Here is a 22,943-nt window from a genome sequence, read left to right on the forward strand (position 1 = left end):
CTCTCAGACGGCTTGGTAACAATCGTCGGCTCTGGGCTATCCTGCGCTGAAGGGCTTCCAGGTATGGGTGAGTTGGCAACTCATCTCGACGCGACGGTGGCGATCGGCTTGGCGGGTGCGGACATGAATCAATGGAACGTGATTTCACCGCTCCTGCCAATAAAGGGGCTAGAAACGGCTCTGCTAGAGGTGCCTCCTACACCAGGATTGGAGGCAGCGATCGTCGCGCGTACCGCCGAATTAATCGCTTTGCGTGAGCGCCAAATCGTAGCCGAAGTGTTTTCACGCACGCGAACATTGCGTCTAACGCGGCTCATCAAGCAGTTGCTGAAACCTCAGACCGGACTTCCAATCGTCACGACGAACTATGATCGCTTGGTTGAGATTGCTGTCGAAGAAGCTGGCCTCGGAGTCGATACATTGTTTGTCGGCCAGTTCGCGGGTGAATTGAACGAGCAAGAAAGCCGTTTGAGCTTCTGCCGAGAAGTGACCTTGAAAGCTGGAAGAGCGCAGTACCGCTATCGCCCGCGTGCCAACGTCTTCAAGCCACACGGCAGCCTCGATTGGTATCACCGTGATGGGAGGCCTGTCCGCTATTCCGGCGACCTCGATCTACCACGGCTGATTATTACGCCGGGACTGAACAAGTTTCGTAACGGTTACGAAAGCCCGTTCGATCGCCATCGTGAACGTGCAAATTCAGCAATTGATCGCGCCAGTCGGTTTTTGGTCATTGGATACGGCTTCAATGACGATCATTTGGAGACCCACCTCACGCCCCGAATTCGTGGTGGCGTGCCCACGCTCTTACTGACCTACGGACTTTCGGACAACGCGGTGAAGCTGGTCAATGAGTGTCGCAATGTCATCGCTATCCAGCGCAACGAACAAGGTGGCGCTTCTGGCTCTAGCGTCTTTGCCGCGGGTGCGGAGACTTTCTTTCCGGGGCTGGACCTATGGGATCTAGGCTCTTTCGTCACAGAGGTGCTCGAACCATGATTGAAGCCGCTCTCCAGTTCACCGAGGATGATAAAGTTGGGCGCGTCGCGTCGGTTGATACCAGCCGTGTCGCGGTTGATGTTACCAATTCCGTTCTACTAACGCGAATTGGTATTGGCCAACTTCTGGCAATTCGCGGCGCGACGGAGCGCGAATATCTGATAGCTATGACTGAGCGCGTCACCCGCAGCATTGGCGACGAACTGCCTGGCCCTGATGCTGAAGATGGCGACGGTGCGCTTCTGGCGGCGGTGCCGACGGATTTGATCCAGGGCATATTGATCGGTACATACAGAACGGTTGAGGGAGATCGGCGAAACACGTTTAAGCGCGGTGCAGATAGTTTTCCCCAGATCGACCGAGACTGCTTTGTGATTGAGGGCAGAAACCTCCAACGCTTTATGGGCATCCTTGGGGCGGGGTTTTCCGACGACGAGAAGCTCAAGCTCGGCAAATTCGTCGCGGACCGCACGGCGGACGCGATCGCTAGTGGCGACAAGTTCTTCCAGCGGCATGCCGCAATCCTCGGCAGCACTGGATCGGGTAAAAGCTGGGCAGTTGCACTGATCCTGGAACGGGCCGCGAAACTGAAGTTTCCGAACATTATTGTGTTCGACATGCACGGCGAATACGCGCCATTGGCAGACAAAGAGAACGGAGGATTTGCCACACGCTTCCGTATCGCTGGCCCCGGAGATTTGGAGAATCCGGGCGACGACACGTTGTTCCTACCTTATTGGCTCCTCAACCGTGACGAAATGCTATCGATGATCCTCGATCGCAGCGACCAGAACGCACCCAATCAGGCGTCACGGTTTACCCTGCATGTTCGCTCCTTAAAGGGGCAGACACTGGATGCCGAGCGCAAAGTGGACATCAGGAAAACATTTACTGTGGATTCGCCGGTACCCTACGATTTAAAACGGTTGGTCGGGCTTCTGAACGCAGACAATACGACGAAGGGGGTTGGCAAGACCGGCCCGGTGAAGGGCGAATGGGAGGACAAGCTCACACGCTTCCTGTCGCGTCTTGAAGCGAAGCTTGATGACCGGCGCTATGGCTTTATGTTCGCGCCTCCGCCTGTAGCGATGAAATACGAGTGGCTTGCAGCGCAGGTACTGAAGCTACTGCAATCTGGAGATGGCACGGGTATCAAAGTAATAGATTTCTCCGAAGTGCCCGCTGACGTCCTCCCTGTAGTGACAGGAACGCTGGCAAGATTGCTCTATGATGTTCAGTTCTGGATGAATGGAAAGAATCGGACGCCGGTCACGCTGCTTTGTGACGAAGCGCATCTCTATCTTCCCGTTCGTGATGATGCAGATGCGGTTCAGCGCCAGGCCCTCGGGTCGTTCGAGAGGATCGCAAAGGAAGGTCGGAAATATGGCTTCTCGCTTCTCGTCGTCAGCCAACGTCCGTCGGATGTAAGCCGTACGATCCTGAGCCAGTGCAACAATTTCCTCGCATTGCGCCTGACTAACGAGACCGATCAGGGCGTTATCAAGCGCTTGATGCCGGACTCCCTCTCAGGACTTACAAGTATCCTGCCGCTGCTCGACACTGGTGAGGCGCTGCTACTAGGTGATGCCGTTTTGCTGCCGACGCGGATTAAACTCGACATACCTAAAGTGGCGCCGGATAGCGCGACGCGAGATTTCTGGAAAGAATGGGGATCGGTCAAGCCAGACCATGCCGCCATTGCGGCAGCCATTGAATGTTTGCGCGGACAGTCGAGAAGCGCGTAGTACGCACTTCGGCCAAATCTAATAATAGCTGCTTTAGTCTAGACAGAGCGAATGCAGCTAGCAGAGTTTGAATCTTGACATCGAAATGTCGATGGCAGCTTTTCGATATTCGCCTTCGACCTTTCCGTCCGCTCATCGCAAAAAATAGGCACTCTAATAACTCCAAGTGATTGATTTTGCTTTCAATCCTTACCAGACAGACACTGGGTAGATGGTTCGATTCTTTTCAAGGCGGAGACAACAGGCAGTGTCGTAGACGGGCGTTGCTACTTTGCGCATCTGCCTGCAATCGGCTGAGCGGCGCATCCGCCACTCTACGCTGCCTCCCATACCTGGTTGAGGATCCGCGCCGCCAATGCTGCTTTGTCCTGCGGCAGAAAGCGCCCATAGTGCTGCTGCACGACGTCAGGCGTGTCCTGGATGGCATAGCTTGCCTGCTCATAGGATCCTGTCTGCTTTAGGATATGTGTCGCGAGCACGTCTCGGACGTTGTGGGGGCCATGCGGTAGCAGACCTTTAATCGCGCCGCGGCCGGTATATGGATTGTAGATGCCGTAGCGTTGAATCGCCAATCGCCAAGCCTCGTAAAATGTTGTCTGATTATACGCCGCATCGATGCTGGTCGTTTTGACGGTTTTTACGAAAAGCGTGCCCGGATCGGGCGCGCGCCCTAGCAGCACCTTCCGATGCCGCTCGATATAGGCATTGAGATAGGTGTAGAGATCAAGAAGATCCGGCAGTACCAGACGAAACGGCTTCTGCCCAAAAAAGGATGAGCCCGAGTTCTTGAACGCGTTGGACGGGATGAAGACTTCCCACCCACGCTCCCGTTCGTTCCAACGCAGTTCGCCGCGCTTCATGTCTTCCAGCCGGCGTTCTGCCGTCGGGAATTGTCCGCGCGGGCAGACTAGCAATTGCCGAAGGTTTTTCTGCCTGAGGCCGAGATGTAAGCCAAGCCTTAGCATCAAGAACGAACGGACGGCCTCAGCGGCTGCTCTCGGGTAACGGTGCTCATCGGGCATTCGCTTTAAGATCTCCTCGGTGATCTTGCGATATTCAGCGAGCGGGCTATCTGCCTCGAGCACGCACATGATAGGCTCGAACGGATCGCGGTGAACCCGCATCACCCGCTGGATTTCTTTTGATCGATTGGCTGCATGGCGATGGAAATCCTCGCATGCACCGTGCCAATCTCGACGAGCAGCCTCGATCTCGTCTGTCGTAATCAGTCCGTCGATCGGCTTCACGTTGCGCAACAACTCGGGATGTTGCCGGATCCAGCCGACTTCGGCGCGAGTGAGGGCCATGGCAACCATCAGCATGTCTTCCTCCCATTTGGTGAAGAAGCCGCGACGGCGCTCCCGCCATTGCAAATACCAGTCCCACACTCCGGGGAAGATCAGGAGACCGAAGGTGAGTTGGCTTAGCGGCACGCCTCGACCTTTGACAACCCCGTTCGGGGATGCCGCAAGTGCCCCAAACATCAGGCCGAGATGTTCGATCTTCTGGCTGGCCGTCTCCTCATTCCAGACGCCATTCCTGCGGTAGCCTATCTCGGTCAGTGTCGACGTCTTGAAGCGGATGAGGTCTGCCATTTCCATCGCAAGCCGAGGGGGTGCATCGATGACACCGGAGAGCAGATCTGGATCCTCGTGCGCCTCGGTCGAAGGCCCATTTTCGTCCTCATCTCGCAGCCAGCTAGAAGCCGCCAGTCGAGGAGTGAGTGCACTCCCGCCATATGTGACCCCAGGGAACCGGATCGCGTAGCGCTGCTTCGTAGCTGCCGCCTGGAAACGTCTGTAGTCCGTGGACCCCGAGATGATGACGCGCCGGACCCATTCCAGGATCTCTTCGCGCTTTGAAAATGGCAGGCTGCCGAAGTCATCGGGAAGATGCCAGGCAAGCCGGCGCCGCTCCGCCGGGCTGATGTCCTCCAGATCGTGGCCATATAGCGATCTGGACTGATGTGGCAGTTTCGCTTTGAAGTAGCCGTTCGGCAGGCCGTATCTGCGCTCGATCCGGCAAAGGATGTCGAAGCTTACCACCGAGCGAGGCACACGCTGACCCTCGATCCACGACAGCAAGGTCTTCGCATCAAAGGTTTCGTCTATGCGAATGACCGCCCGGTGAAGTTGCCAGTAACTCTCGCCAAAGCGGCGCATTTGATAGGCGAGTGCATCGGCGAATGAACTCGGGTCTTCGTTCGCCTCGAACAATGGTTCTGGTTTGTCAGACACTGGTCTCGGCTTGGGGCCGGGGCGGTTAGGGGGTGACGGGCTCTCGACCTCTGCGAGCTCTCGATGATGGCTCGTCGAGGAAGGTGTGATCCTTTTCCTAGTGCCGGCTTTCAGCATTGCATGCGGTCTTTCGCTTATTGGAGTGTCGTCTTCCACAGGCGGCTCCTTCAGCCAGCGCATGATCGCATCCAACGCTGGTCGCAGTTGCTTCTTCAGCGTTGTCGTCAGGGCTTCATCGATTCCGCAATCATGTGCAATGTGCCGCCAGTCATAGCGATTGTTCGCAAGAGCGGGTGTCTTTCGACGAGTGATCAAACCGATAAGGTACGGCCTTATGTTCTCTACGACCCAATCCGGCGTCACGGGTGCAATACGGACATCGCAGTAGGTCAAAATCTTTTTCTGAAAATGGTGTTTGGAAAGATCTTCGTTTGGCATGTGTCATTCCGCAGTTTCTCGGTGCCTCAGGCCGAGGGCGTGCGGAATTAGGGGCAGACAGTTAAAAGTCCGTAAAGCTGCCGAGGGCGACACGGTAACCCACGGAAGTCGTGGGGCGCTCTCGGCAGTTCAAGGATCCTGCTCACTTCAATCCGGCTATGTTCCGGCGAAGCACCCCTGAAAACTTCTTCAACCCGCCTTGTTCAAGCGAGTCGACGAACGCCTCAACCGATGGGATTGTCTTGCGCAGATTATGCCTCGCACTTCTGACGCTGGAGATAAGCGCTTCCGGAAACGCCGCATGGAGATCGGTAAGAAAATCATCTGGCGACTTGCTGGTCACACCATGTGCGAGAAGGTTTCTTGCGGGAAAGTCCTTAAGGTTCCAGGTAACGATGACGGAGGCTTTGCCGGCGATGGCTGCTGCGAGGACATGTCGATCGTCGGGATCCGGTAGCGTGAGATCCGCAATAAACGGGCGATGGTCTTCCACGACTGCCTCTGGGAGGACAGCGTTCATCCGGTCGCGCGTGGCTTCCAGGCGTTCGATGGACAAGCCTGGTGTGTTGGCGGCGAGATTGCGCATCCACTCGTCATGTATATCATCGGTCCAGCGCACCTCAACGAGGCCATCGAAGGCGCACTGGATCAGAATGTTGCGCAGGTGGAAGGGGTAGAGGACGCAGGCATCGTAGACCGCGACTGGCGGATTAGAGGCCATAGGTCTCGATCAGGTCCTCTGTGTCCTCGGCTAGCGCTTCCATCGCCGTTTGTCGTTTGTCAAGCTTCGACTTCAACGCGAGCACGTCCTTAAGGAGGGCGCGGCGGTGTTTACCGACGTAGCGGAATGGCAACTCGCCCCGGTCCATACGTAAGACGACGAGCGGGCGGGAGATACCGAGGATGGCTGAAGCTTCGCTCGGGCTTAGTTCCTGATCCTCGGCCAGCACGGCAACACGCTCTCCGCGCAGCATGTGCGCTAGAAGAGCTTCAACAGCCGCGGCGGCTGAGGGCGGGATCGGGAGCATCTGCTGCTTGCCACCTGCATCACGAACGTGGAGCTCCAGCCTGTCGCCGGCAACCAGCTTTGGTAATGGCGTTGCTATTTTTCGGTCGCGATCTGAAAGTCTGGCGAAATGAACAATCTGGCTGACCATGACGATATCTCCTTATCCGCCAATATAGCAAACAAGGCCTCTAACTGCAATAACTGAAAGTGCGGGTTGGGTGTAATGGTGGCATTGGAGGGGCCGTTCTTCGGAACGCTGGTTCGATTCACATCAACTGCCTAGTGCTCAAACTCTAAGCTCTGCAAGCTTTGTCCGCGGGCGTTAGCTACCTCAGCTACATCCACAAGCTCCTTTTCTCAGAACGACTGCCGGCCCTTTGCAGCTCGATTGCTTACGCAACTTCACATACAAGGCCCCGTTTTTGCACCTGCAAGAAGTATAGGTTGCTGGGCCTCGTATGTGCTGTTAATGGTTGCATTTTGAGGTGTGGGGGCATGCATGAGGACAAATTGTCAGCCTGATCCTTTTTGCTTGCGGCCTTCATGCCTTTGGAGACGATCCCAAATTCGTCTATCGGTCCGGCTACTCAGCACGCTGGTCTTCATATCCTGCACAGGCCCTGTTTCTGCTATATCTAGCCAAGTGGCTTCTCGCTCGCAGCAGACTTACCTTCTCTCAACTCAGGTAGGCACTACCCCTGCAGGGTTCGATGTATTCGCTGACGATGAAGCCAACGCTCGTCAGAAAATACTGCCGAACCCTTGCTATGAACGGGACGACAAGCAGGCTGTTCTGGTTGATTGGGGATCAATTCGAAGTGAGAAGCAGGCCGAGGTTTGCTTCTTCAGCGTGGCGATCGAATTGGGTGATGCGAAATTGTTCGAGACGTTTCTGTCTCAGCACGGTTTCCGAACCGCCGCCGGGGAATTTCATTCCGGAATCAGAGTTGTCGAGGGCTGGCGCGTCTTTTCAGGGTATGCGAGCGCCGCCCAATACTTTGGGCCGCTATCGCCGTGGGCTCTCGAAGTTTTAAACCCACTGGATCACGTCGTTGCCCTACGTGGCTCAGGCGACTGGTTGCTTCGGATTCGTCTTGAATTTTCTAACTCAAGTCGATTTAGGCCCCAGAAGGTAGTTGTAACATACCGGCTGGAAACAAAGTAATGGCAATTTTTTATGGGAGAGGACAATGGGAAAAGTATTTCTGGCCGCAAATTTCGTCACGACAAGCGAAGGTCACTTGATACCTTCACAGCTTAAGAACTCCGGGCACTTACAAATCATTTATCTGAATGACGCCGGTGTATTTGAGGAAATTGAGGTTCAAGCTCCTGGGTGGAGAGCGCTTTACGGTATCGGAGGTGTTTCGGATGTGAACTGGCAATACACCTCGCGTGCGAACCACGGAGAGGCACCTGATGACGCAGACTATGTTGGGTTAGATGGGGTCCCCACCGACGAAGCTAGGTACGCTCGTGTCGAGATTAGTCCCGGCGAGGGGCAAACCGCCGAGCAGCTCTGGGCGGTCCTCAACAGCATCTTTCAGAGCATGTCCACCATCGGGTCGAACGTAGACTACGACTACATACCGGCCCAAAATAGCAACAGCTTTGTAACATCAGCTCTTTATGCGGCCGGCATCAACGTCGGTGATTACATCTTTCAGGTGATGCCAGAAGATGTTCAGCGATTTCCTGGCATTGCAACTAACGTCCTGATGTCTGTCATCGAAAACGGTACGCTTTCTGAGGATGGTCTGAGGTGGCCTGCCCCCATTGGGTGATCCGGGTTTAATGTTAGTGCATGCTTGGTCTGGCCGCCACTGCTGGCGTTGAAGCAGGTCCGTTCTGGCGCGGCCACACGGTGGCTTCAGGTGCGGGTGGCTTGTAGTTCAGTGACGAGTGCGGACGAACGGTGTTGTAGTGCCTCCGCCAACCCTCGATAATGATCTTCGCCTCCTTGAGCGTGTAGAAGATTTCTCCGTTGAGCAGCTCATCCCTGAGCTTGGAATTGAAGCTCTCGCAATAGCCGTTTTCCCACGGGCTGCCCGGCATGATGTAGGCCGTCTTGGCACCGACCAGCGTAATCCACTCCCTCAAAGCCTTGGCGATGAACTCAGGGCCGTTATCGGAACGAATATGCGCAGGAATGCCGCGTAGGATGAAGAGATCGGAGAGCACATCGATCACGTCGACAGCCTTCAGCCTTCTCTCGACCCTGATGGCGATGCATTCTCGCGTGAACTCGTCGATCACGTTTAGCATGCGGATTTTCTTTCCACTGTGGGTCCGGTCCTCGACAAAATCGTAGGACCAGACATGGTTGGGGTATTCCGGTCGAAGCCGGATACACGAGCTGTCGTTTAGCCAGAGCCGCCCGCGCTTGGGTTGCTTGGATGGAACCTTCAGCCCCTCACGCCGCCATATCCGCTCGACCCGCTTGACGTTCACGATCCAACCCGCCTGGTGCAGCATCGCGGTGATGCGGCGATAGCCATAGCGGCCATATTGGAGGGCGAGCGCCGTGATGTCGGCAGTCAATGCCGCTTCGTCATCAGGGCTCTTTGCGATCTTGCGCTGTGTGGAACGATGTTGGCCGAGAACCCGGCATGCCCGTCGTTCGGACACGCCCAGTTCTGCAGTGACATGGTCCACACAGGCGCGGCGGCGGGCGGGGCTTAGAAGTTTCCCCTGGCGGCCTCCGCAAGGATCATCTTGTCCAAGGTCAGATCAGAAACTGCCCGGCGGAGGCGAGCGTTCTCGGTCTCCAATTCCTTCAGACGCTTCACCTGATCGCTCTTCAGGCCACCGTATTCTGCCCGCCAGCGGTAATATGTAACTTCCGTCACGCCTATCGACCGGATCGCCTCCGCCATCGATTTGCCCTGCGCATTCAGCACGTCAACCTGACGAAGCTTTGTGACGATCTCTTCCGCCTTGTGTCTTTTCACTGCCATTTCAATGTCCTTCTTCGGCTCATAAGCCATACTTCAAAAAGGACCACTTTTCAGGGGGCAGACCAGATGGCCGTATCGTCAAAATAGAGGACCGAGCGCGAAACTAGAATCCATGACGCAGGAGACTCGAGGCGTCCCATCTGCGACTAATGGATTTGGCTGGCGGACTGAACAAGCATGCAATGTAAGCGAAAGTTGCATTATCATGCTTGCCCCACGAAAGGTTTGTTTCGGCGCTCTCGATGCGGGTTTTATGCAAGTCTCTGTGCAATCAGGCCCCCGCAACCAATAAGACTTGTAACCGGCGCCATTGAGCTTACGCTTCTGCCATGGACGCGGGGAAGCGCGTCACAAAGTCCAGCTTCTCCTCCGTCGTCCTGAACTCCCGTGCCTTGATCCGGCGCGCAAAATCCGGGTGAGACGCGCCGCGCTTTTGCGCTGTATGCTCATCAACTGCCTGGATCGAAGGGAGGATAGCAGCCAATCTGCCGTGAACCGTCAGCTCCGCAGTTTTGCCGTTAGATGGCAGCAGCACGGCAACCTTCTGGACCAGCTCCCTCAGTAGATTGCAATGCCCTGCGGCGACATCGTCTGCCGGATTGCCGTGCCTCGCGATGGCCGTCGTGGCGTCGAAAGCGCTCTTCAGCATCGATACGTTCACCGTGATCTGTTTTGGTTCGCCAGTCGTGGTGGCCGGCTTCTCCCCCAGTCCGCGCTCAAGCTCAATGCGTTGCTCTTCGAGCCTCGTAACCATGTTATTGAGAACTTGGACATCTGGATGGCCGTTGAACAGGCGTTCGGTAATCTGTTCTGCGATAACCTGTTGCTTCTGGCTGATGACAGCCAGGGGGCTTGTCGCAAACCTTTCAGTTGGCTGAGACCGCCGCGCGAACGGCGGCATTTTCTCGCTTTGTTGACCTTTTAAAGTCCGAAGAGCCGCCCGAGTAGATCATTCTGACTGGTTGAGTGTCGAATCACTGGTGACCACCCCTCAGCTACACCACGCCATGGGACACGATCGCTCAGCGGATAGCGCAGATACCAGGTCACTGTGTTCACTATCAGCCATGCCTCGAAATGCCGCCCTTTGAAATCATCCTTCGACTGGCGCTTCAACTTCTCGTTCATGCCATTCAGAATCATGATTGCGCTCCGCTACATCGGGAGCGGAATTTCCACGGTCGTAGTCGACAGCGCGTTAACCACGAAAATTTGCGTCAGGCCCTTCTCGACCATCGATTGATCAAACATCGTTGCAGCCAGGCCACAACTTGGCATAACGGAAGTCCGACACTCCGTTTGCTTGCATATCCTGCATTGTCGGTTGGCTCGAAAATGTTAACGGTAACGTTGTATTTGACAACAGTGATGGTGCATAGGATGCAAAAAATCTTTCCGGTCTTGCTGGCGTTCATGCTCAGCGCTTGCGCTGCTCCTTCCGATGGCCCTTCGCCGTCAAGCTTTTACAGTGCCAAGGACCCTGTGACGGGAGGCAAGGCAAGGGTCGTGCGTCTCGCCGAGGCATCACTGGCCGAAATCACCCTCACTGAACCGGTCGTGCCGGGGACGGATGCAGGGCTTTCCGTCTTCCGCTCCGCTGGATATTCCGACCAGAGGTTGCGTCGTGGCGACGTGATCGATGTGACGATTTTTGATACTGGCGAAGAGGGCCTGTTCGCGTCTGCGAATAGCAAGACATTGCCGCTTGGCCGTTTTACGGTGGACTCCTCGGGAAGCGTCAACTTGCCTTTCGTCGGTCGCCAACGCGTTATCGATTCCTCAGTCCAGGGCCTGCAGGACAGGATTGTGGCGGGGCTCAAAGGCTCTGCGGTCAATCCGCAAGCTGTCGTCTCGGTTGCGGAGCGACCGGGAAGCGCGGTTTCCGTCGGAGGTCTCGTTCGACAGCCTGGTCGCGTAAGCCTCAGCGCGCGCAAAGAACGCGTGCTGGATGTCGTGGCTCTGGCCGGCGGCGCGTCCGCGTCGCCGGGCGCCGTCATGGTCACCTTGATCCGGGGGCAGAAGAAGGCCAGCGCACCGCTTTCGCGGATCCTCGAAGAGGATCAGCAGAATGTTTATCTGCTTCCTGACGACCAGCTCTATCTGGAGGACGATGCCCCGAGCTACACCGCCATGGGTGCCTTCAAAAGTACCGGAGAATTCACCTTCGAACCCGGCCGCCTGACCATGGCCGAGGCCGTCGCACGCGCTGGCGGGTTGTTGGATGATCGCGCAAACGCCCGGCAGGTCTATGTGCTGCGTAGCCAGCAGGTCCACGTGCCCGCGCGCATCGTCGACGGCAAGACCGTGGCCGCCGCCGGACCCGTTCAGGTTCGCCCCACGATCTATCGTGCCGACCTGAAGGATGTCGGAAATCTCGCGCTGATGCAGCAGTTCAAGATGCGCGATGGCGATATCTTGTACGCGGGCAATTCGGCCATGGCTGACTTCGGCAAGCTTTTCACGATCTATCAGAAGAGCCCGTCGCTGCCGGCTGCACCCTTGCCGAAACCGCCGGGGACCTGAGCGCGCAAGGTTTCACCGGTGGCAGGCGGATATCGCTGCTCCGAGATGTGAACGGAGCAGACTTTGACAGGCCGCAGCGCTGCTGGGGCGCGTCTCCGGTTCTTCCACGGCGCTCAGGGCTTCGAAGGCCAACAAGGCTTGAGCCACGGATGCCGAAGACTGGGCCAGCCGGGCGGCGATCTGGCCGGCAAGCCGTCCAACGGAATAGAGATCCGAACGTGGCGTCAGAGCCCGCCCTGCAATTTGTTCGGGCGAAGAAAGGGCTGCTCGTCCGGCAAAGGCGAAACCACTTTCGGCCAGCGTTGTGCTGGCCGCTACTGTCAGGCCGAAATCACCAAGTTTCCAGCCTGCGCCCGGAGAGAGGGGGCTGAATAGGTTTTCAGCTGCGATGTCGCCATGCACATAGCCGCATTCGTGCAAGTACTGCAGTCCTGCGAGCAGGTCGATCAGCGCCTGGACGGCCTGCGCAGCGTCCAGGTTGCCGGCTCTGAGCTTCTCAGAGAGCGGGATGCCGCAAAGCTCGATCAAGATTGCCCGACGACCATCCTCAAGCGCCAGCAACACCTCCGTCTTTGCAAGGTTCGGATGACTGAGCGACAGTCCGACCCGGGCTTCGGCGATCAGCTGTTTCTGGACGATGGGGTCGCTGGCCCAGTCTCGACCTGGGATTTTCAGAACATGCGCACTATCCAGATCACGATGGCGAACCCGGTATAGCTCCGTGGTTTGACCTCGGGCGATCATTTGCTCGGAGCGGAAAGTGTTGGAAAAGCTCGCCGGTTCGACGGGGAGGCAGGAAAGCGGCATGCCGCGCTCGAGCGCCGAGATGATCTGGTTGCAGGCCATCGCTCGGAATTCGACGCTGCCAGAGCCGTGAACGGGATCGAGCAGCCGCCACAACTCTGCGAAGCGCTCCGCTATCTCGCGCTCCAGCCTGTCTTCTTTTTCATGCATGATCGACGGCTACGCAAAGGGCCGTAAGGTTTTCCCGTGCCCCTGCAACCAGGCCGTTCTCGATCAGAACGGAAGGCGTCACGGAGAGTTCTTCGGCAATCATGCACTCGGCGATTGACCGTTCGCCGAGCAAGCGCACCAAGGGCGCGCTGCACAGCAGGAAGCGGTCTCCCGGTTCGAGGCTTTCCGTCGTCCATTCGGGGGTCATCGTCTCGGAAAGCCCGATCGCGCGCGCCAGACGATAATGCAGACCCACAGCGATATGATCTCGTGTGAGGCAGCGCATCATGCCCTGCCGAAGGAGATAACATCGCGCGTCTCCCGCCCAGACGAGCTGGGCTCGCGCATCGTCCACCAGCAGTGCCACGATGCTCACCGAGGCCACGGCTGCCGAGCCGTCCAACCGGCGATGGGAGTAAAGCAAACTGTTGGCGCGTCCGAGGCGGCCCTTGGTCTCCTGCAGCCGAACATCGAGGGGGCCCGCGGTCGCGCCTTCACCGAGAAGATTGACGGCCAACTTTGCTGCCCGTGCTGCTCCCGGTGTATCGCCAATGCCGTCGGCCACCGCGAACAGTCCAGGGACATCGGCCGCGAGCAAGGCGTCCGCATTCAGCGTGGTCCGCGTTCCCGCGTGGCTGGCATAGGCATGGCTGCACTGCATCGGTTGGATCTTGTCGATTGCCGCGGACGGTCGGTTGGCCTGGGCGATGGAAACAGGCGATGACGCGTAAATGCTCGCCGCCGAGGCTCTGCTGGTCTCTCTGGCCGGGGCATAGTCTTGTACTGCAGAGGATAGGGACGCGTTGCGGAGTGTCGAGCGCCTGGCCTCTCCCGCAACGGCGTCGGCTGCCGCGCCGTGTGCGCCAATTGGCTCGCGGACGTACGGGGAAGCTTGGAACGCTCTGTCCCCGGCGGTCTGCCCGTCCTTGTCGCCCTGCATCCCGAGCCGCATCAATTTGAGTAAATCCTCGCCACGCGGCGCTCCGGTGTCGCGAAACCCGCGAACGATGCGACTACCGGCTTCGACGGACCACCACATGCTGTCGCTTGCCTTGCGAGTGAGGCTTGTTCCTTCTGGTAGGTCTCCCGGTCTTGGTCGCCGCAACCGCCTGAGCGAGGCGGTAAATCGCTCCAGGTCGAAATCTCGAAGCCCGGCGGTTTCTGCCATGGCTTCGATGGCTGTGAACCAGCTCTCGTCGAGATAGAGTTGGTGCGGATGCCCGGTAAAACCATGCATCTGCAGCGCGACGACGAGCGGAAACCGCCGTCCCACCCTATCGCGACTGGTCATCAGCACGCCGGCTACTGTTGCCGGGCACCAAAGGCCCCTCTCAACGATGAATCGCCAAGGGGGCATTTTGGCAAAAGTCGGCTCCCAGTCCGATCCGAAACTCGATTGGCAGGACTGCAGTCCCGTCTGGAGGAACTTCTGTATCGTCAGCTCGAAGTCGCGGGAAAAACCCCAGCTGACAAAGTCACCGTGGCTGGGCAGCTTTCCGAAAAAGCCGATCCTATCATGCTCTGCCGTGTCCACGGTGCGAAGCGTCTTGTCCTGCATGGCGGTTAAAATGCCTTGGGACACGAGAATGCCGCGAGTGCGGGCAGGCGGAAGGGATCAAGGACAGAGCCAAACTGGATATCGAATGAGGCTTGCAGGCCGTTACTCTCGAAGTTTGCGCGGAATAGGTCGCGATTGCCTTGTGCCGCCAGTGTGGCCCGATCGAACAGTCGAAACAGTGACCAGTCTCCGGTTGTCGTGACACCATTCTGCCAACCGCCCGGCTGGAAGGTCAGGCTTGAGCTGTTGTCGGCTGCGGCGGAGGGCCAGGTGACGGCCTTGGAGCGGACCGGACCATGGAAGTAGACGACCGGCTGGCCTCCCAGCTCAAGCTTGACCGCATTGGCCGATTGGCTGAGCGAGACGGGTGTCACGTTGATCGAGACCTGCGGTTGTTCGGCACCGTTCGGAAAGAAGGCACGGGTTATTTGGTCTGCGTAGCCGAACTGAGCGATGGCTTCGCTCGCAATGCCTTCCGATCCGAAAGTTCCCTTCCAGCTCCAGGGAGTGGTCGTCGTGTCGACGAATGGCGTCAGCTTCTTGTCGAAGAATGTCTTGAGCAAACCGTTGGGTGCAAATAGCCGGACGAAGTCGGCGAGAGCCACGTCCCGTTCGGATTGACGCTCAAAGGGAAAGCGGTCGGTCACCACACTTTCGCAATAGTTCGCGGCTTCCGCCCGCCAGGCCTCGGCAATGTCCGCTCTCGCCGACTTGACCGCGAGCGAGCCGATATCGGCCGCCACACCCGCCATCAGCGTGTCGGCCGGTGCAGGCAGGTCTCGGGCCAATTGCAGCAGATCCTGATTGGCTGTCGTCAACTGGCTATCGACATCGAAGACCTTTGCCAGCTCTGCCGAGGAGGTTGCGGCTCGCGAGAGCTGCTCGCTCAGCACGCCGAGTTTGGCGACCAGCTGTTGCATCGGTGTCTGTGTTTGCCCCTCCGCGTCGGGTGCCGTGCTTTCAGAAGCGAGCATCTCGCGAAGGGGCGCATAGAGTTCGGTGCCGCCGATGGCGGATGTTGCAGCGAATGCCTGTGCAATGCCGCCACTGTCGGCCGTTTCAAGTGACGGAGCAGTAGCCAGGTCGGTGGTGGCGGCAATCGAACGCAGGAGTGCATCGACGGGATTAGGCTCGGAGGCAAGGATCCGTGTCGTTTCCGCCGCTTCTGCAATCGTTTGCGATGGCTTGACCGTAAGATCAGCAATCACGCTGCGCCACTGCCGCTCGAATTCCGCTTTGTAAAGCGTCATCGCCGCCTGCCCCACCGTGTCGACCGTCGTCTCAGGTGGGTTGGCTTCCCCGCGCACCCATTCTTCGTCCATCGCATCGCGCGCTGCGTCATCGAGCCTGAGCGCGGCGACCGTCTGGTATCCGGGCGCCGTGAAGATCCCACCGACACCTTCCCTCAGAGGCACTCCGGACCGCCGGACAAAGGCCCGTTCGCCCAGGGGACCGAGCGCTGATGCCGGCGTCCACGCCGGGAGAGCGCGAGCCTCGGCATATTGGGTCAGGATATGAAAAGCGCGATCGGCCACACCGACGGAGCGGATGCGCTCCCTTGCATCGGCAATCAGGCGATTGTCGAGCTCGATTGGCGGGATTGTGCCGGCAGCCAAGGCCGAGGCGTGCCGAGTGAGGTTGGCACGAACTGCCTCGCGCGCATCCCCGGGATAGAGGCTGCTGAACATGCCTTCTGCCTGGCGCTCGACGAAGCTTGGATCGCTACGTCCGAGCCCGCCCAGCATGCCATAGAGCTTGAGCGCATCGAAGGTGAGGTTGGGATCCCTTTTTGCCTGCATGTCATTTTGCAACTGCACGAGCATCCTCGGCAGCAGCAGGGCGTTCAGCGCGCGCTGGTAGGCATCGCGCTGGCGTCCTTCGATCTTGGCTTGCTGGTCAAGACCGAAACTGAGCGGCCACGCCCGTGCCTTCTCGAAGTCGGCTGGAACGGCGGCCAGATTGTCGAGCGCCGGGAGGATGCGCAGAAAATCGGTGTCGGAGACGTTGGTGACCGGGATCCCACGAACCAGATCCTCATAGGCATCGAGGCGACGTTCGGCGCTCGCCAACGCGGTGCGGTTCTGGACATAGGTCGCGATCCAGCTGGTCATGACAACAGCCACCGCGACCCCTGCCACCGCATAGGCGCTGCGTCGAAGCATCAGCTGCCGGCGTGTCAGACGCCGGTCGCGCGCGACGAGCGACGCTTCTCCGAAAATCACCTCCTTGAATAACTTGGTCAAGAAGTAGCTCCGACGCGGCCGGGCCACATCCGATGCGGTCGCCTCGGAAACCTGAGTTCCCGACGCGAAATAAATGCCGCGCAGCAGAGGCGGTTCGACAAGTTTCGATCCGGCACACAATTCTTCGATCACGTCCTGGAGGCGTTCACGCAAGGTCGCGAAGGCGGCCGGAAACCGGAAAATCCGGCCGCGAACCTCTGCGCTGGGCTCCTGCTGAAGCCGCTCCAGCAACAGCGCGCCGATGCGCTCCTGCAACTGGGCGAATTCGTCCGAGACCCGGCCGGGCAGGTCGGACATCTTGTAGCTCTCTTCCAGCGAGAAGGTCGTGCCCCAAACCTGTTCGCGGTCGCTGCGGTTGAAGCTGTCGAAGAACTCGATGAAGCCAGTTAGCAGGTCTGCTTTCGTCAGGACAAGATAGACTGGGACCCGAACCTGCAGCTGTTCGTCCAGCTCTGCGAGCCTCTGTCGGATGATTCGAATTTCCTCGCGTTGCGCCTCCGGATCACGTTCCATCAAATCGCCGATCGACAGGGTGACCAGGGCGCCGTTGACGGGCTGCGAACGGCGATACTTCCGCAGGAGACCGAGGAACCCCTCCCAGCCGGCCTTTGCCGTTCCGTTCAGGTCGTCATGCGTGGTGTAACGGCCGGCCGTATCGATCAGGATGGCGTCATCCGTAAACCACCAATTGCAGTTGCGCGTGCCGCCGATACCCTGCACCGAGTTTGCACCCAGAGCATCTCCAAGCGGAAAGCTTAGCCCGGAATTGGTCAGCGCCGTGGTCTTGCCTGAGCCGGGTGCGCCGAAGATCACATACCACGGCAACTGATAGATATAACCGAAACGCTTCTTGGTGACCCGGCGCAAGAGCTGCAGGGCGTCCTTCAGTCGTGCATGGATTTCACCGACTTCCGCCTGACGACTCGCCGCCGCTTCTGCTTCCGCATTCTGCTCTATTCCCTCGACGAGGGCCGCGTCGCGTCGCCGATGGCGAATGACGGTCACTGCCAGGTAGATCAGCCAGAGGGTTATGATCGCCGCGATTAGCATGACGCGGGCATTGACGCTGACCAGCGGCTTAAAGGAGCCGAACGCCAGCAGATAGCCGTAGAACCAGACGACGACACAGACTGCCACCACCCAGATGACGGAGATGAACCGTCGCCCGATCAGACCGGCATAGGCTTCGACATAAGATCGAAGCGTGTAGAAATAGCTCAGAGGGTTGTTCATGGCGTGTCACCTGTGGTCGGCGCGGTCGGTTCGCCCTGGGCGATCGGGGGCGCGGTGATCCCGGCGCGATCCAGATGTTGACGAGGATCTGTCAGGACGATCACTTCGGTACGCCGGTTCATTTCACGGCCCTCGGGTGTGTCGTTGGGTGCAATCGGATCACTGTCGGCTCGTCCCTCCGTCAGGATCGCTTCGGATCCCGTATAGGAGGCAAGAATATCCCCCACGGCACGGGCTCTGGCCTCCGACAAATGCCAGTTCGACGGGTATTGTACGGTCTTGATCGGCACGTTGTCGGTGTAGCCGACCACCACGGCGCGGAAGCGATCTGCGGCGAGAGCAGCCCCGATCCGTTCAAGGAGACCCTGGAATTGGGGGCTCACCTCGGCGCTGCCAACACCGAAGAGGCCGGAATTGTTGATGCGGATGCGCAGACGCCCGTCTGCGTCGGACAGGGTCACCAGGTTCTTTTCGACTTCGGGCTGGAGGAACGCCAGAAGTTCTTCGACAGGCGAAGGCTCTGCTGGCTTGGCCGGCGGTGGTGGAGGGGCGGGGGGGTCGACTACAACCTCCGGCTTGGGCTTCACGGGCGGCGCTGGTGGGGTGGTCAGGACGACGCTCGGTGTTCCCCGCGGTGGAAGTGCTGCAAGCCGCGTGAACGTAGCATCCGAGACGCCGTTGAGGGACAGGGTGAAGAAGAGATAGCCGAGAGCGAACACCAGCGCCACCAGAGACAGCAGCGTCCAGAGTGCCGCCGAGGTCCTCAGTGGCTCATGGCGTGCCGATACACCCCGCCAATGCGGTGAAAGCTCGCGTTCGAAGATGCCGTACTGGCCAATGAGTGTTTTGTAGAGGCCATCTCGAATACGCCCGAGTTCGAGGCCGCCTCTCGGCGATACGCGCATGCGTCCCTCAAAGGCAAGCGATAGCGACAGATAGATGAGAAGAAGGATGTCCTTTGCCGATCCAGGTGACTGGTGGAAATGGTCGAGCAGGTCGAAGACCCGCTCACCACCGGTCACATCCATGTGGAAGGTGGAGACCAGACCAGACCGGGCCCATCCGGCAGATACGCCCCATGGCTTGCTTAAGACGACGTCGTCGAGGGTTGCACAGACAATGTAATGCGCGGCCCGCGCGCGCTCCGGACTGATGCGGGCCGCGGTGAGATCGCGCTCGTAGCGGTTGACGGCCTCGAAGGCGACCCGCCGCAGATCGTCGATATCGGGCTGCACATTGCTCTGTCGGATTTCATGGGACAGGTTCAGCAAGGGTCCTGCGGCGCGCACGAGCGCAGGGACCTCGTCACCGCCGAGCGTAAACGCCTGGACAAGCTTTTCGGCCGACCAGCCACCATTGGCGCGTGCCCCGAGACGGCCAGACGGCTGGGCAGCATTTGGAGCGAGGACATCGTCGAGCAGGTCCGTCATTCGACTTGCAGCCGCCCGCTTGGCTTGCGCGCTGTCAGTCAGCTCCACGACCGTCGGTAGGGTTTGCCAGGAGGTGGGGTCTTTGCTCATGCTCTCAAGGCCCACAATTCCAGTTCGAGTTCATGGAAGTCGCCCGATACATGCAAGGCGATCGCGCTGGATGTATCGAGCTGCTTCCAGAGCGGGTTTTGCGTATCCAGTTCGAAGTAGATCGTGCCGGATCGATAGGGGAGCTGCCGCGGCAGGATCGGCAGCGGACGGACCGGAATGCCGGGCAGCGCGACATTGACGAGTTCTGCGATACGCTCGACCGGGCCCACCTTGATCTGCGCCGGCAGTTTGCGACGAATTTCTTCTGCCGGCATGTCGGCCCGCACGGCCAGCACGAAGCCGGCATCGCGCAAAAGGCTGCGATCGTGGATCGTACCGACCCGGACACCATGGCGCCGCTCGGCGAGTTCGATCGGAACGGCCGACTGCTCAAGCACGACCGAGAGCGAACTGCGCAGATCTTCGAAGACTGCGGCAAAGGTCGACTTCAGATCCTCATGTCGATAGGGCGGGAACTGGCTGGCGCGCTTGTTTTCGGTGGTGAAGGTCGCCAATTCTCCGGCAAGCTGAATGCAGGTCTCGTAGAAGGTGATCGGGTGGATCCGCGTGGCGTTGGCGGCCAGGTGCTGCAGCAGCGGATCGGCCCGATTGAGGATCTGCAGCAGGAAGTAATCGCCAACTTCGGCAGTTCCCCGGATCGTCGGGTCGCCGATCCGGGCTGCGATCGCTTCGGCTCGATGGCGGACGATGCCGAGCAATTCTCCGGCCAGTTCGTTCAGCCTCACTTCGGCTGCGACATTGAGAACCGGTGCAAGGTAGTCTGCGTCGAGCAGGACGGCGCGGTCCGAGCGCACCTCGATCACGCGTGCGACGCCGATCAGGTCGTAGCCGGCCAATTCGTCACCCGTCTTCCTGAACCGCAACGCCAGCCGTCCGACTTCGATCTGCGCCATGAAGTCTGTTTCGACATTCGCGTCCGGGGCCTCATAGACCGAAGCGACATGTCTGACTTGGTTCAACCCGTTGGACCCGTTCACGCTGGTATCGGCGCGTCCCGGCTGTCGGGTGGGAAGCGCCAGATAGATCATCGCGTTCTTGGTGTTTTCATCGAGTTCCAGTGGTGGCGGCAGGTCGGTATCCAAGGGAGCGTCGAACGGCGTGCCGTCAGGCAAGATGCCCCGCACCGACACCAGGGCGAACTTGCCAATTGCAAGCGCGCTTCGATCGATTGCGACTTCTGCCAGGCCCCAGGGATAGGGCGAGAGCGGGCCCGTCGAACTGCGTACGAGCCGTTCCGTCCAGCGGTCCGACTGCTGAAAGTGCTGGACGCGAAGGAACATTCCTTCGCTCCATGCTACGCGATTTTCATTCCTCATTCCGGATTCTTCCTTCTTCGCGGCGCTTCGTCGTCCGGGACGCGTCTGCTCGCCCTTTTTGTTCGTGGCCTGCACACAGTATGTCTGCAACGGTGCGGCTGCCGCCGTTTGCATCGAACTGGGCACGATAGGCGCGCCAGTAGCGCAGCTCTTGCAGAGGTCCGAGCGAGAACCCGGCCCTGGCGTCGACTCGGGCCTCGATCATGCGGGGATCGAATGTCTGTGCCGCTTCGGAAAACAGCCGCTCCAGCGACAAGCGCAGCTTTCCATGCCCTTGCACGAGGTTTGCCAGGCGTTGTTCGATTTCGGTCACCCCACCATGGTGCAGGGTGTCGAAGACTTCGCCTTCGGGATCTTCGGGCGAGACGATGGCAAGAGCGGCCAGCAACTCCCGTTCGAGCCGGCTGACGAGTGGCATGAGAGAGGAGACCGGCTCGACAGCAACCGATTGCAGAGCGAGATCGGGCGCTTCAATGGCCAGGGTCCCCAACATGCCGGACGCCTCTGGTTCCTTCGGTCGTCCGACCGGTGCGACCAGGATGGAAACATGCGTCGCGGAGGCGTGTTCGAGTGTATCGCTGAAATCGGATGCCGGTTCGGCATCCCAATCATCAGGCAGGATCTTGCCGAAGTTGCCTGGGTCGGGTGGGCCCGACCAGCCGATCTCGACATGGCGTGACGACGACATGCCGCCGGGTTTGGGATTGCGGGCAAAGGGGCCGTCTGGCAATTCCGCTGTCTCGGCGGCACCGATGATCCCGCCGGCGATCTGACCGCCGGGTGCAATGTCGGACAGGATGGCGGAGATCGTCATCGGTTCGTCAACCGCCGTGAAGTCATGGGTTGGATCGGAGGTCACCATGCTGGGTTGGCCGCGAATGGTGACCTCCAACTCGATGCCGGCAATGGCAATACGGCTGCCGTCGCTCAACGGGACGGCCGCGCCGTCCTGGATCAGCTGGCCGTCGACCCATGTTCCGTTCGAACTTCTGTCGATCAACTGGTACATGTCCCCCTGGCGCTCGATCAGGCAATGAAGTTTCGAAGCCGACCGCAGGCCCTCCGGCAGGTTCCAGTCACAGTCCGCGGCACGGCCGAGCGAGCGCCGGCCACGCTCCAGAACCATCTTGCGCGGAAGCTGGCCGGTCGGATCGCTGACAGGCGTGAGTTCAAGACGCATGTCGGCTCTCCTCGCTTGCCTTTTCGATCGTGCGCGCGGCGACGACGGCATCTCCGCTGTCCGCGATCGCAGGGGCGCTGCGGGCCCAGCTGTTCCAGCCGAGTTGTGGAGCCATGCCCACGGGTCCAAGCGTCGAATAGGGAATGTCGTCCTTCTGCAGAACGATCTGGACGTCGAAATCCAGTGTCGGCCCAACATAGAGACGTGTCAGCGCCACCACTTCGCGGATAAAGCGTCCCCTCGGACTAAAGCGCTGGTAGTCGGCATATCCCAGAGGCCCGATGACGATACGAAACGAGCCGCCGAGATCTCGAACGGCATTGCCGGCGGTCGTGTTGATCCCAAGGCGTGCACCGCTCGCCGACCCGAGCCTGGTCTGTTCCTGAAGAGGAATGCTAAGCCAGCGGGGTCGAAACTGTTCGATCCGCACAGGCAGACCCGTCAGATCCGCAAGCATCGAGCGCAAGCCGGTCGCGTGGCGCGTTCGATCCGCGAAATAGCCAGAGAAGCGAACCACGAGTTCCTGCTCTATCCCGGCCTTGCGGACGAGATCACGCGTGCCAAGTCCCGACAGCGCCAGGAGCGCCTTCACAAAGCCGCCCTGCTCGTGATTGCCCTTCCAGCGCAGGCGACGCGCGAGCCGATACTTGTCGCTGGCGTCGGCGAAGAGTTCGGCCAGCCGACCGTTGAACAGGTCGAAAAAAGCGGAAAGTGCACGCGACCGGTTCCGCTCTTCGCGCAGCACAAGCTCATTATAGCTGTGGGGCAGCGAACCGAGGGGCCCGGTGAGACTGGCGAACAGGGCGCGGATCCGCTGCCGGGGGCTCTTCCGCTCATAGGAGTATACGGCAAGCGGCATCGGGGCGACCCCTGGCGGTGACCCGACGTCGAGCTCGCCGAATGCGGCCGACTGTGCCACCCGCAACGCCGTCACGGGCTCGAAGCGCCCGGGCTGTTGCTCCAGCAGGTCTGCCAGGCCGTCTTCTGCTTTGCCGATGCCTATGTCCATC

The 22,943-nt window shown here is 59.3% G+C and carries 16 protein-coding genes and 1 pseudogene; 4 read left to right on the top strand and 13 right to left on the bottom strand.

The annotated features are described in order from the left end of the window. Positions 1–63: 63 nt before the first annotated feature. Positions 64–999: an SIR2 family protein gene (locus AC02Y0_RS22370; protein ID WP_476384294.1), complete on the top strand. Its 936-nt coding sequence runs from the start codon at positions 64–66 to the stop codon at positions 997–999. Beyond that, positions 996–2,744: an ATP-binding protein gene (locus AC02Y0_RS22375; protein ID WP_476384295.1), complete on the top strand. Its 1,749-nt coding sequence runs from the start codon at positions 996–998 to the stop codon at positions 2,742–2,744. The genes AC02Y0_RS22370 and AC02Y0_RS22375 overlap by 4 nt, the downstream gene beginning before the upstream one ends. Positions 2,745–3,058: 314 nt before the next feature. Here the strand turns inward: AC02Y0_RS22375 and AC02Y0_RS22380 are convergent, their stop codons facing one another. From AC02Y0_RS22380 to AC02Y0_RS22390, 3 genes are all read right to left on the bottom strand, one after another. Next, entirely contained in the window at positions 3,059–5,419 is a 2,361-nt protein-coding gene (locus AC02Y0_RS22380; RefSeq protein ID WP_476384296.1) for a hypothetical protein, read from the bottom strand. Between the two features lie 142 nt (positions 5,420–5,561). After that, entirely contained in the window at positions 5,562–6,140 is a 579-nt protein-coding gene (locus AC02Y0_RS22385; protein WP_476384297.1) for a PIN domain-containing protein, read from the bottom strand. Then, the gene (locus AC02Y0_RS22390; protein WP_476384298.1) at positions 6,130–6,576 is read right to left on the bottom strand and encodes a MerR family transcriptional regulator; all 447 of its coding nucleotides are present in this window, start codon (positions 6,574–6,576) and stop codon (positions 6,130–6,132) included. The genes AC02Y0_RS22385 and AC02Y0_RS22390 overlap by 11 nt, the downstream gene beginning before the upstream one ends. 1,042 nt (positions 6,577–7,618) lie before the next feature. On the opposite strand from AC02Y0_RS22390, the gene AC02Y0_RS22395 reads away from it, so the two are divergent. Next, complete coding sequence (locus AC02Y0_RS22395) at positions 7,619–8,212, top strand: hypothetical protein (RefSeq protein ID WP_476384299.1); 594 nt, start codon at positions 7,619–7,621, stop codon at positions 8,210–8,212. A 13-nt stretch (positions 8,213–8,225) separates the two neighbouring features. On the opposite strand, the gene AC02Y0_RS22400 is transcribed toward AC02Y0_RS22395, so the two are convergent. The 3 genes and pseudogenes from AC02Y0_RS22400 to AC02Y0_RS22410 all read right to left on the bottom strand — a co-directional run. After that, a protein-coding gene (locus AC02Y0_RS22400; RefSeq protein ID WP_476384300.1) for an IS3 family transposase occupies positions 8,226–9,385 on the bottom strand; the annotation gives its coding sequence in 2 pieces (ribosomal slippage) (positions 8,226–9,121 and positions 9,121–9,385; 1,161 coding nt in all). 316 nt (positions 9,386–9,701) lie between these two features. Then, positions 9,702–10,286, bottom strand: coding sequence for a hypothetical protein (locus AC02Y0_RS22405; RefSeq protein WP_476384301.1), 585 nt, complete (start codon positions 10,284–10,286; stop codon positions 9,702–9,704). A gap of 113 nt (positions 10,287–10,399) precedes the next feature. Further along, positions 10,400–10,528: pseudogene (locus tag AC02Y0_RS22410) on the bottom strand (IS6 family transposase); the annotation flags it as partial. Positions 10,529–10,702: 174 nt separating this feature from the next. On the opposite strand from AC02Y0_RS22410, the gene AC02Y0_RS22415 reads away from it, so the two are divergent. Beyond that, positions 10,703–11,908: a polysaccharide biosynthesis/export family protein gene (locus tag AC02Y0_RS22415; RefSeq protein ID WP_476384302.1), complete on the top strand. Its 1,206-nt coding sequence runs from the start codon at positions 10,703–10,705 to the stop codon at positions 11,906–11,908. 12 nt (positions 11,909–11,920) lie between these two features. On the opposite strand, the gene AC02Y0_RS22420 is transcribed toward AC02Y0_RS22415, so the two are convergent. From AC02Y0_RS22420 to tssG, 7 genes are read right to left on the bottom strand one after another with little or no spacing between them, the layout of a single operon-like run. Further along, entirely contained in the window at positions 11,921–12,862 is a 942-nt protein-coding gene (locus tag AC02Y0_RS22420; protein WP_476384303.1) for a protein kinase domain-containing protein, read from the bottom strand. After that, a complete protein-coding gene (gene tagF / locus AC02Y0_RS22425) occupies positions 12,855–14,420 on the bottom strand; it encodes a type VI secretion system-associated protein TagF (RefSeq protein ID WP_476384304.1) in 1,566 nt (521 codons plus the stop codon). The genes AC02Y0_RS22420 and tagF overlap by 8 nt, the downstream gene beginning before the upstream one ends. A gap of 5 nt (positions 14,421–14,425) precedes the next feature. Further along, positions 14,426–17,896 (bottom strand): type VI secretion system membrane subunit TssM, encoded by a 3,471-nt coding sequence (gene tssM, locus AC02Y0_RS22430; protein WP_476384305.1) that lies wholly within the window; start codon positions 17,894–17,896, stop codon positions 14,426–14,428. Then, complete coding sequence (tssL, locus tag AC02Y0_RS22435) at positions 17,893–19,416, bottom strand: type VI secretion system protein TssL, long form (protein WP_476384306.1); 1,524 nt, start codon at positions 19,414–19,416, stop codon at positions 17,893–17,895. Before tssL ends, tssM begins: the two co-directional genes overlap by 4 nt. Then, positions 19,413–20,753, bottom strand: coding sequence for a type VI secretion system baseplate subunit TssK (gene tssK, locus AC02Y0_RS22440; protein WP_476384307.1), 1,341 nt, complete (start codon positions 20,751–20,753; stop codon positions 19,413–19,415). The genes tssL and tssK overlap by 4 nt, the downstream gene beginning before the upstream one ends. Then, a complete protein-coding gene (locus AC02Y0_RS22445; protein ID WP_476384308.1) occupies positions 20,743–21,933 on the bottom strand; it encodes an FHA domain-containing protein in 1,191 nt (396 codons plus the stop codon). The genes tssK and AC02Y0_RS22445 overlap by 11 nt, the downstream gene beginning before the upstream one ends. Next, complete coding sequence (tssG, locus tag AC02Y0_RS22450) at positions 21,923–22,942, bottom strand: type VI secretion system baseplate subunit TssG (RefSeq protein ID WP_476384309.1); 1,020 nt, start codon at positions 22,940–22,942, stop codon at positions 21,923–21,925. Before tssG ends, AC02Y0_RS22445 begins: the two co-directional genes overlap by 11 nt. Position 22,943 lies beyond the last annotated feature (1 nt).

This window comes from Allorhizobium sp. nf9_anc (genome assembly GCF_056323085.1).

Excerpts from the sequence above, each read along its gene's own strand:
- AC02Y0_RS22385 (WP_476384297.1), bottom strand. The coding sequence starts at position 6,140 with ATGGCCTCTAATCCGCCAGTCGCGGTCTACGATGCCTGCGTCCTCTAC.
- tssM (WP_476384305.1), bottom strand. The coding sequence starts at position 17,896 with ATGAACAACCCTCTGAGCTATTTCTACACGCTTCGATCTTATGTCGAA.
- AC02Y0_RS22445 (WP_476384308.1), bottom strand. The coding sequence starts at position 21,933 with ATGCGTCTTGAACTCACGCCTGTCAGCGATCCGACCGGCCAGCTTCCG.
- AC02Y0_RS22390 (WP_476384298.1), bottom strand. The coding sequence starts at position 6,576 with ATGGTCAGCCAGATTGTTCATTTCGCCAGACTTTCAGATCGCGACCGA.
- AC02Y0_RS22420 (WP_476384303.1), bottom strand. The coding sequence starts at position 12,862 with ATGCATGAAAAAGAAGACAGGCTGGAGCGCGAGATAGCGGAGCGCTTC.
- AC02Y0_RS22395 (WP_476384299.1), top strand. The coding sequence starts at position 7,619 with ATGGGAAAAGTATTTCTGGCCGCAAATTTCGTCACGACAAGCGAAGGT.
- AC02Y0_RS22380 (WP_476384296.1), bottom strand. The coding sequence starts at position 5,419 with ATGCCAAACGAAGATCTTTCCAAACACCATTTTCAGAAAAAGATTTTG.
- tagF (WP_476384304.1), bottom strand. The coding sequence starts at position 14,420 with ATGCAGGACAAGACGCTTCGCACCGTGGACACGGCAGAGCATGATAGG.
- AC02Y0_RS22370 (WP_476384294.1), top strand. The coding sequence starts at position 64 with ATGGGTGAGTTGGCAACTCATCTCGACGCGACGGTGGCGATCGGCTTG.
- tssG (WP_476384309.1), bottom strand. The coding sequence starts at position 22,942 with ATGGACATAGGCATCGGCAAAGCAGAAGACGGCCTGGCAGACCTGCTG.
- AC02Y0_RS22375 (WP_476384295.1), top strand. The coding sequence starts at position 996 with ATGATTGAAGCCGCTCTCCAGTTCACCGAGGATGATAAAGTTGGGCGC.
- tssK (WP_476384307.1), bottom strand. The coding sequence starts at position 20,753 with ATGAGGAATGAAAATCGCGTAGCATGGAGCGAAGGAATGTTCCTTCGC.
- AC02Y0_RS22405 (WP_476384301.1), bottom strand. The coding sequence starts at position 10,286 with ATGCCGCCGTTCGCGCGGCGGTCTCAGCCAACTGAAAGGTTTGCGACA.
- tssL (WP_476384306.1), bottom strand. The coding sequence starts at position 19,416 with ATGAGCAAAGACCCCACCTCCTGGCAAACCCTACCGACGGTCGTGGAG.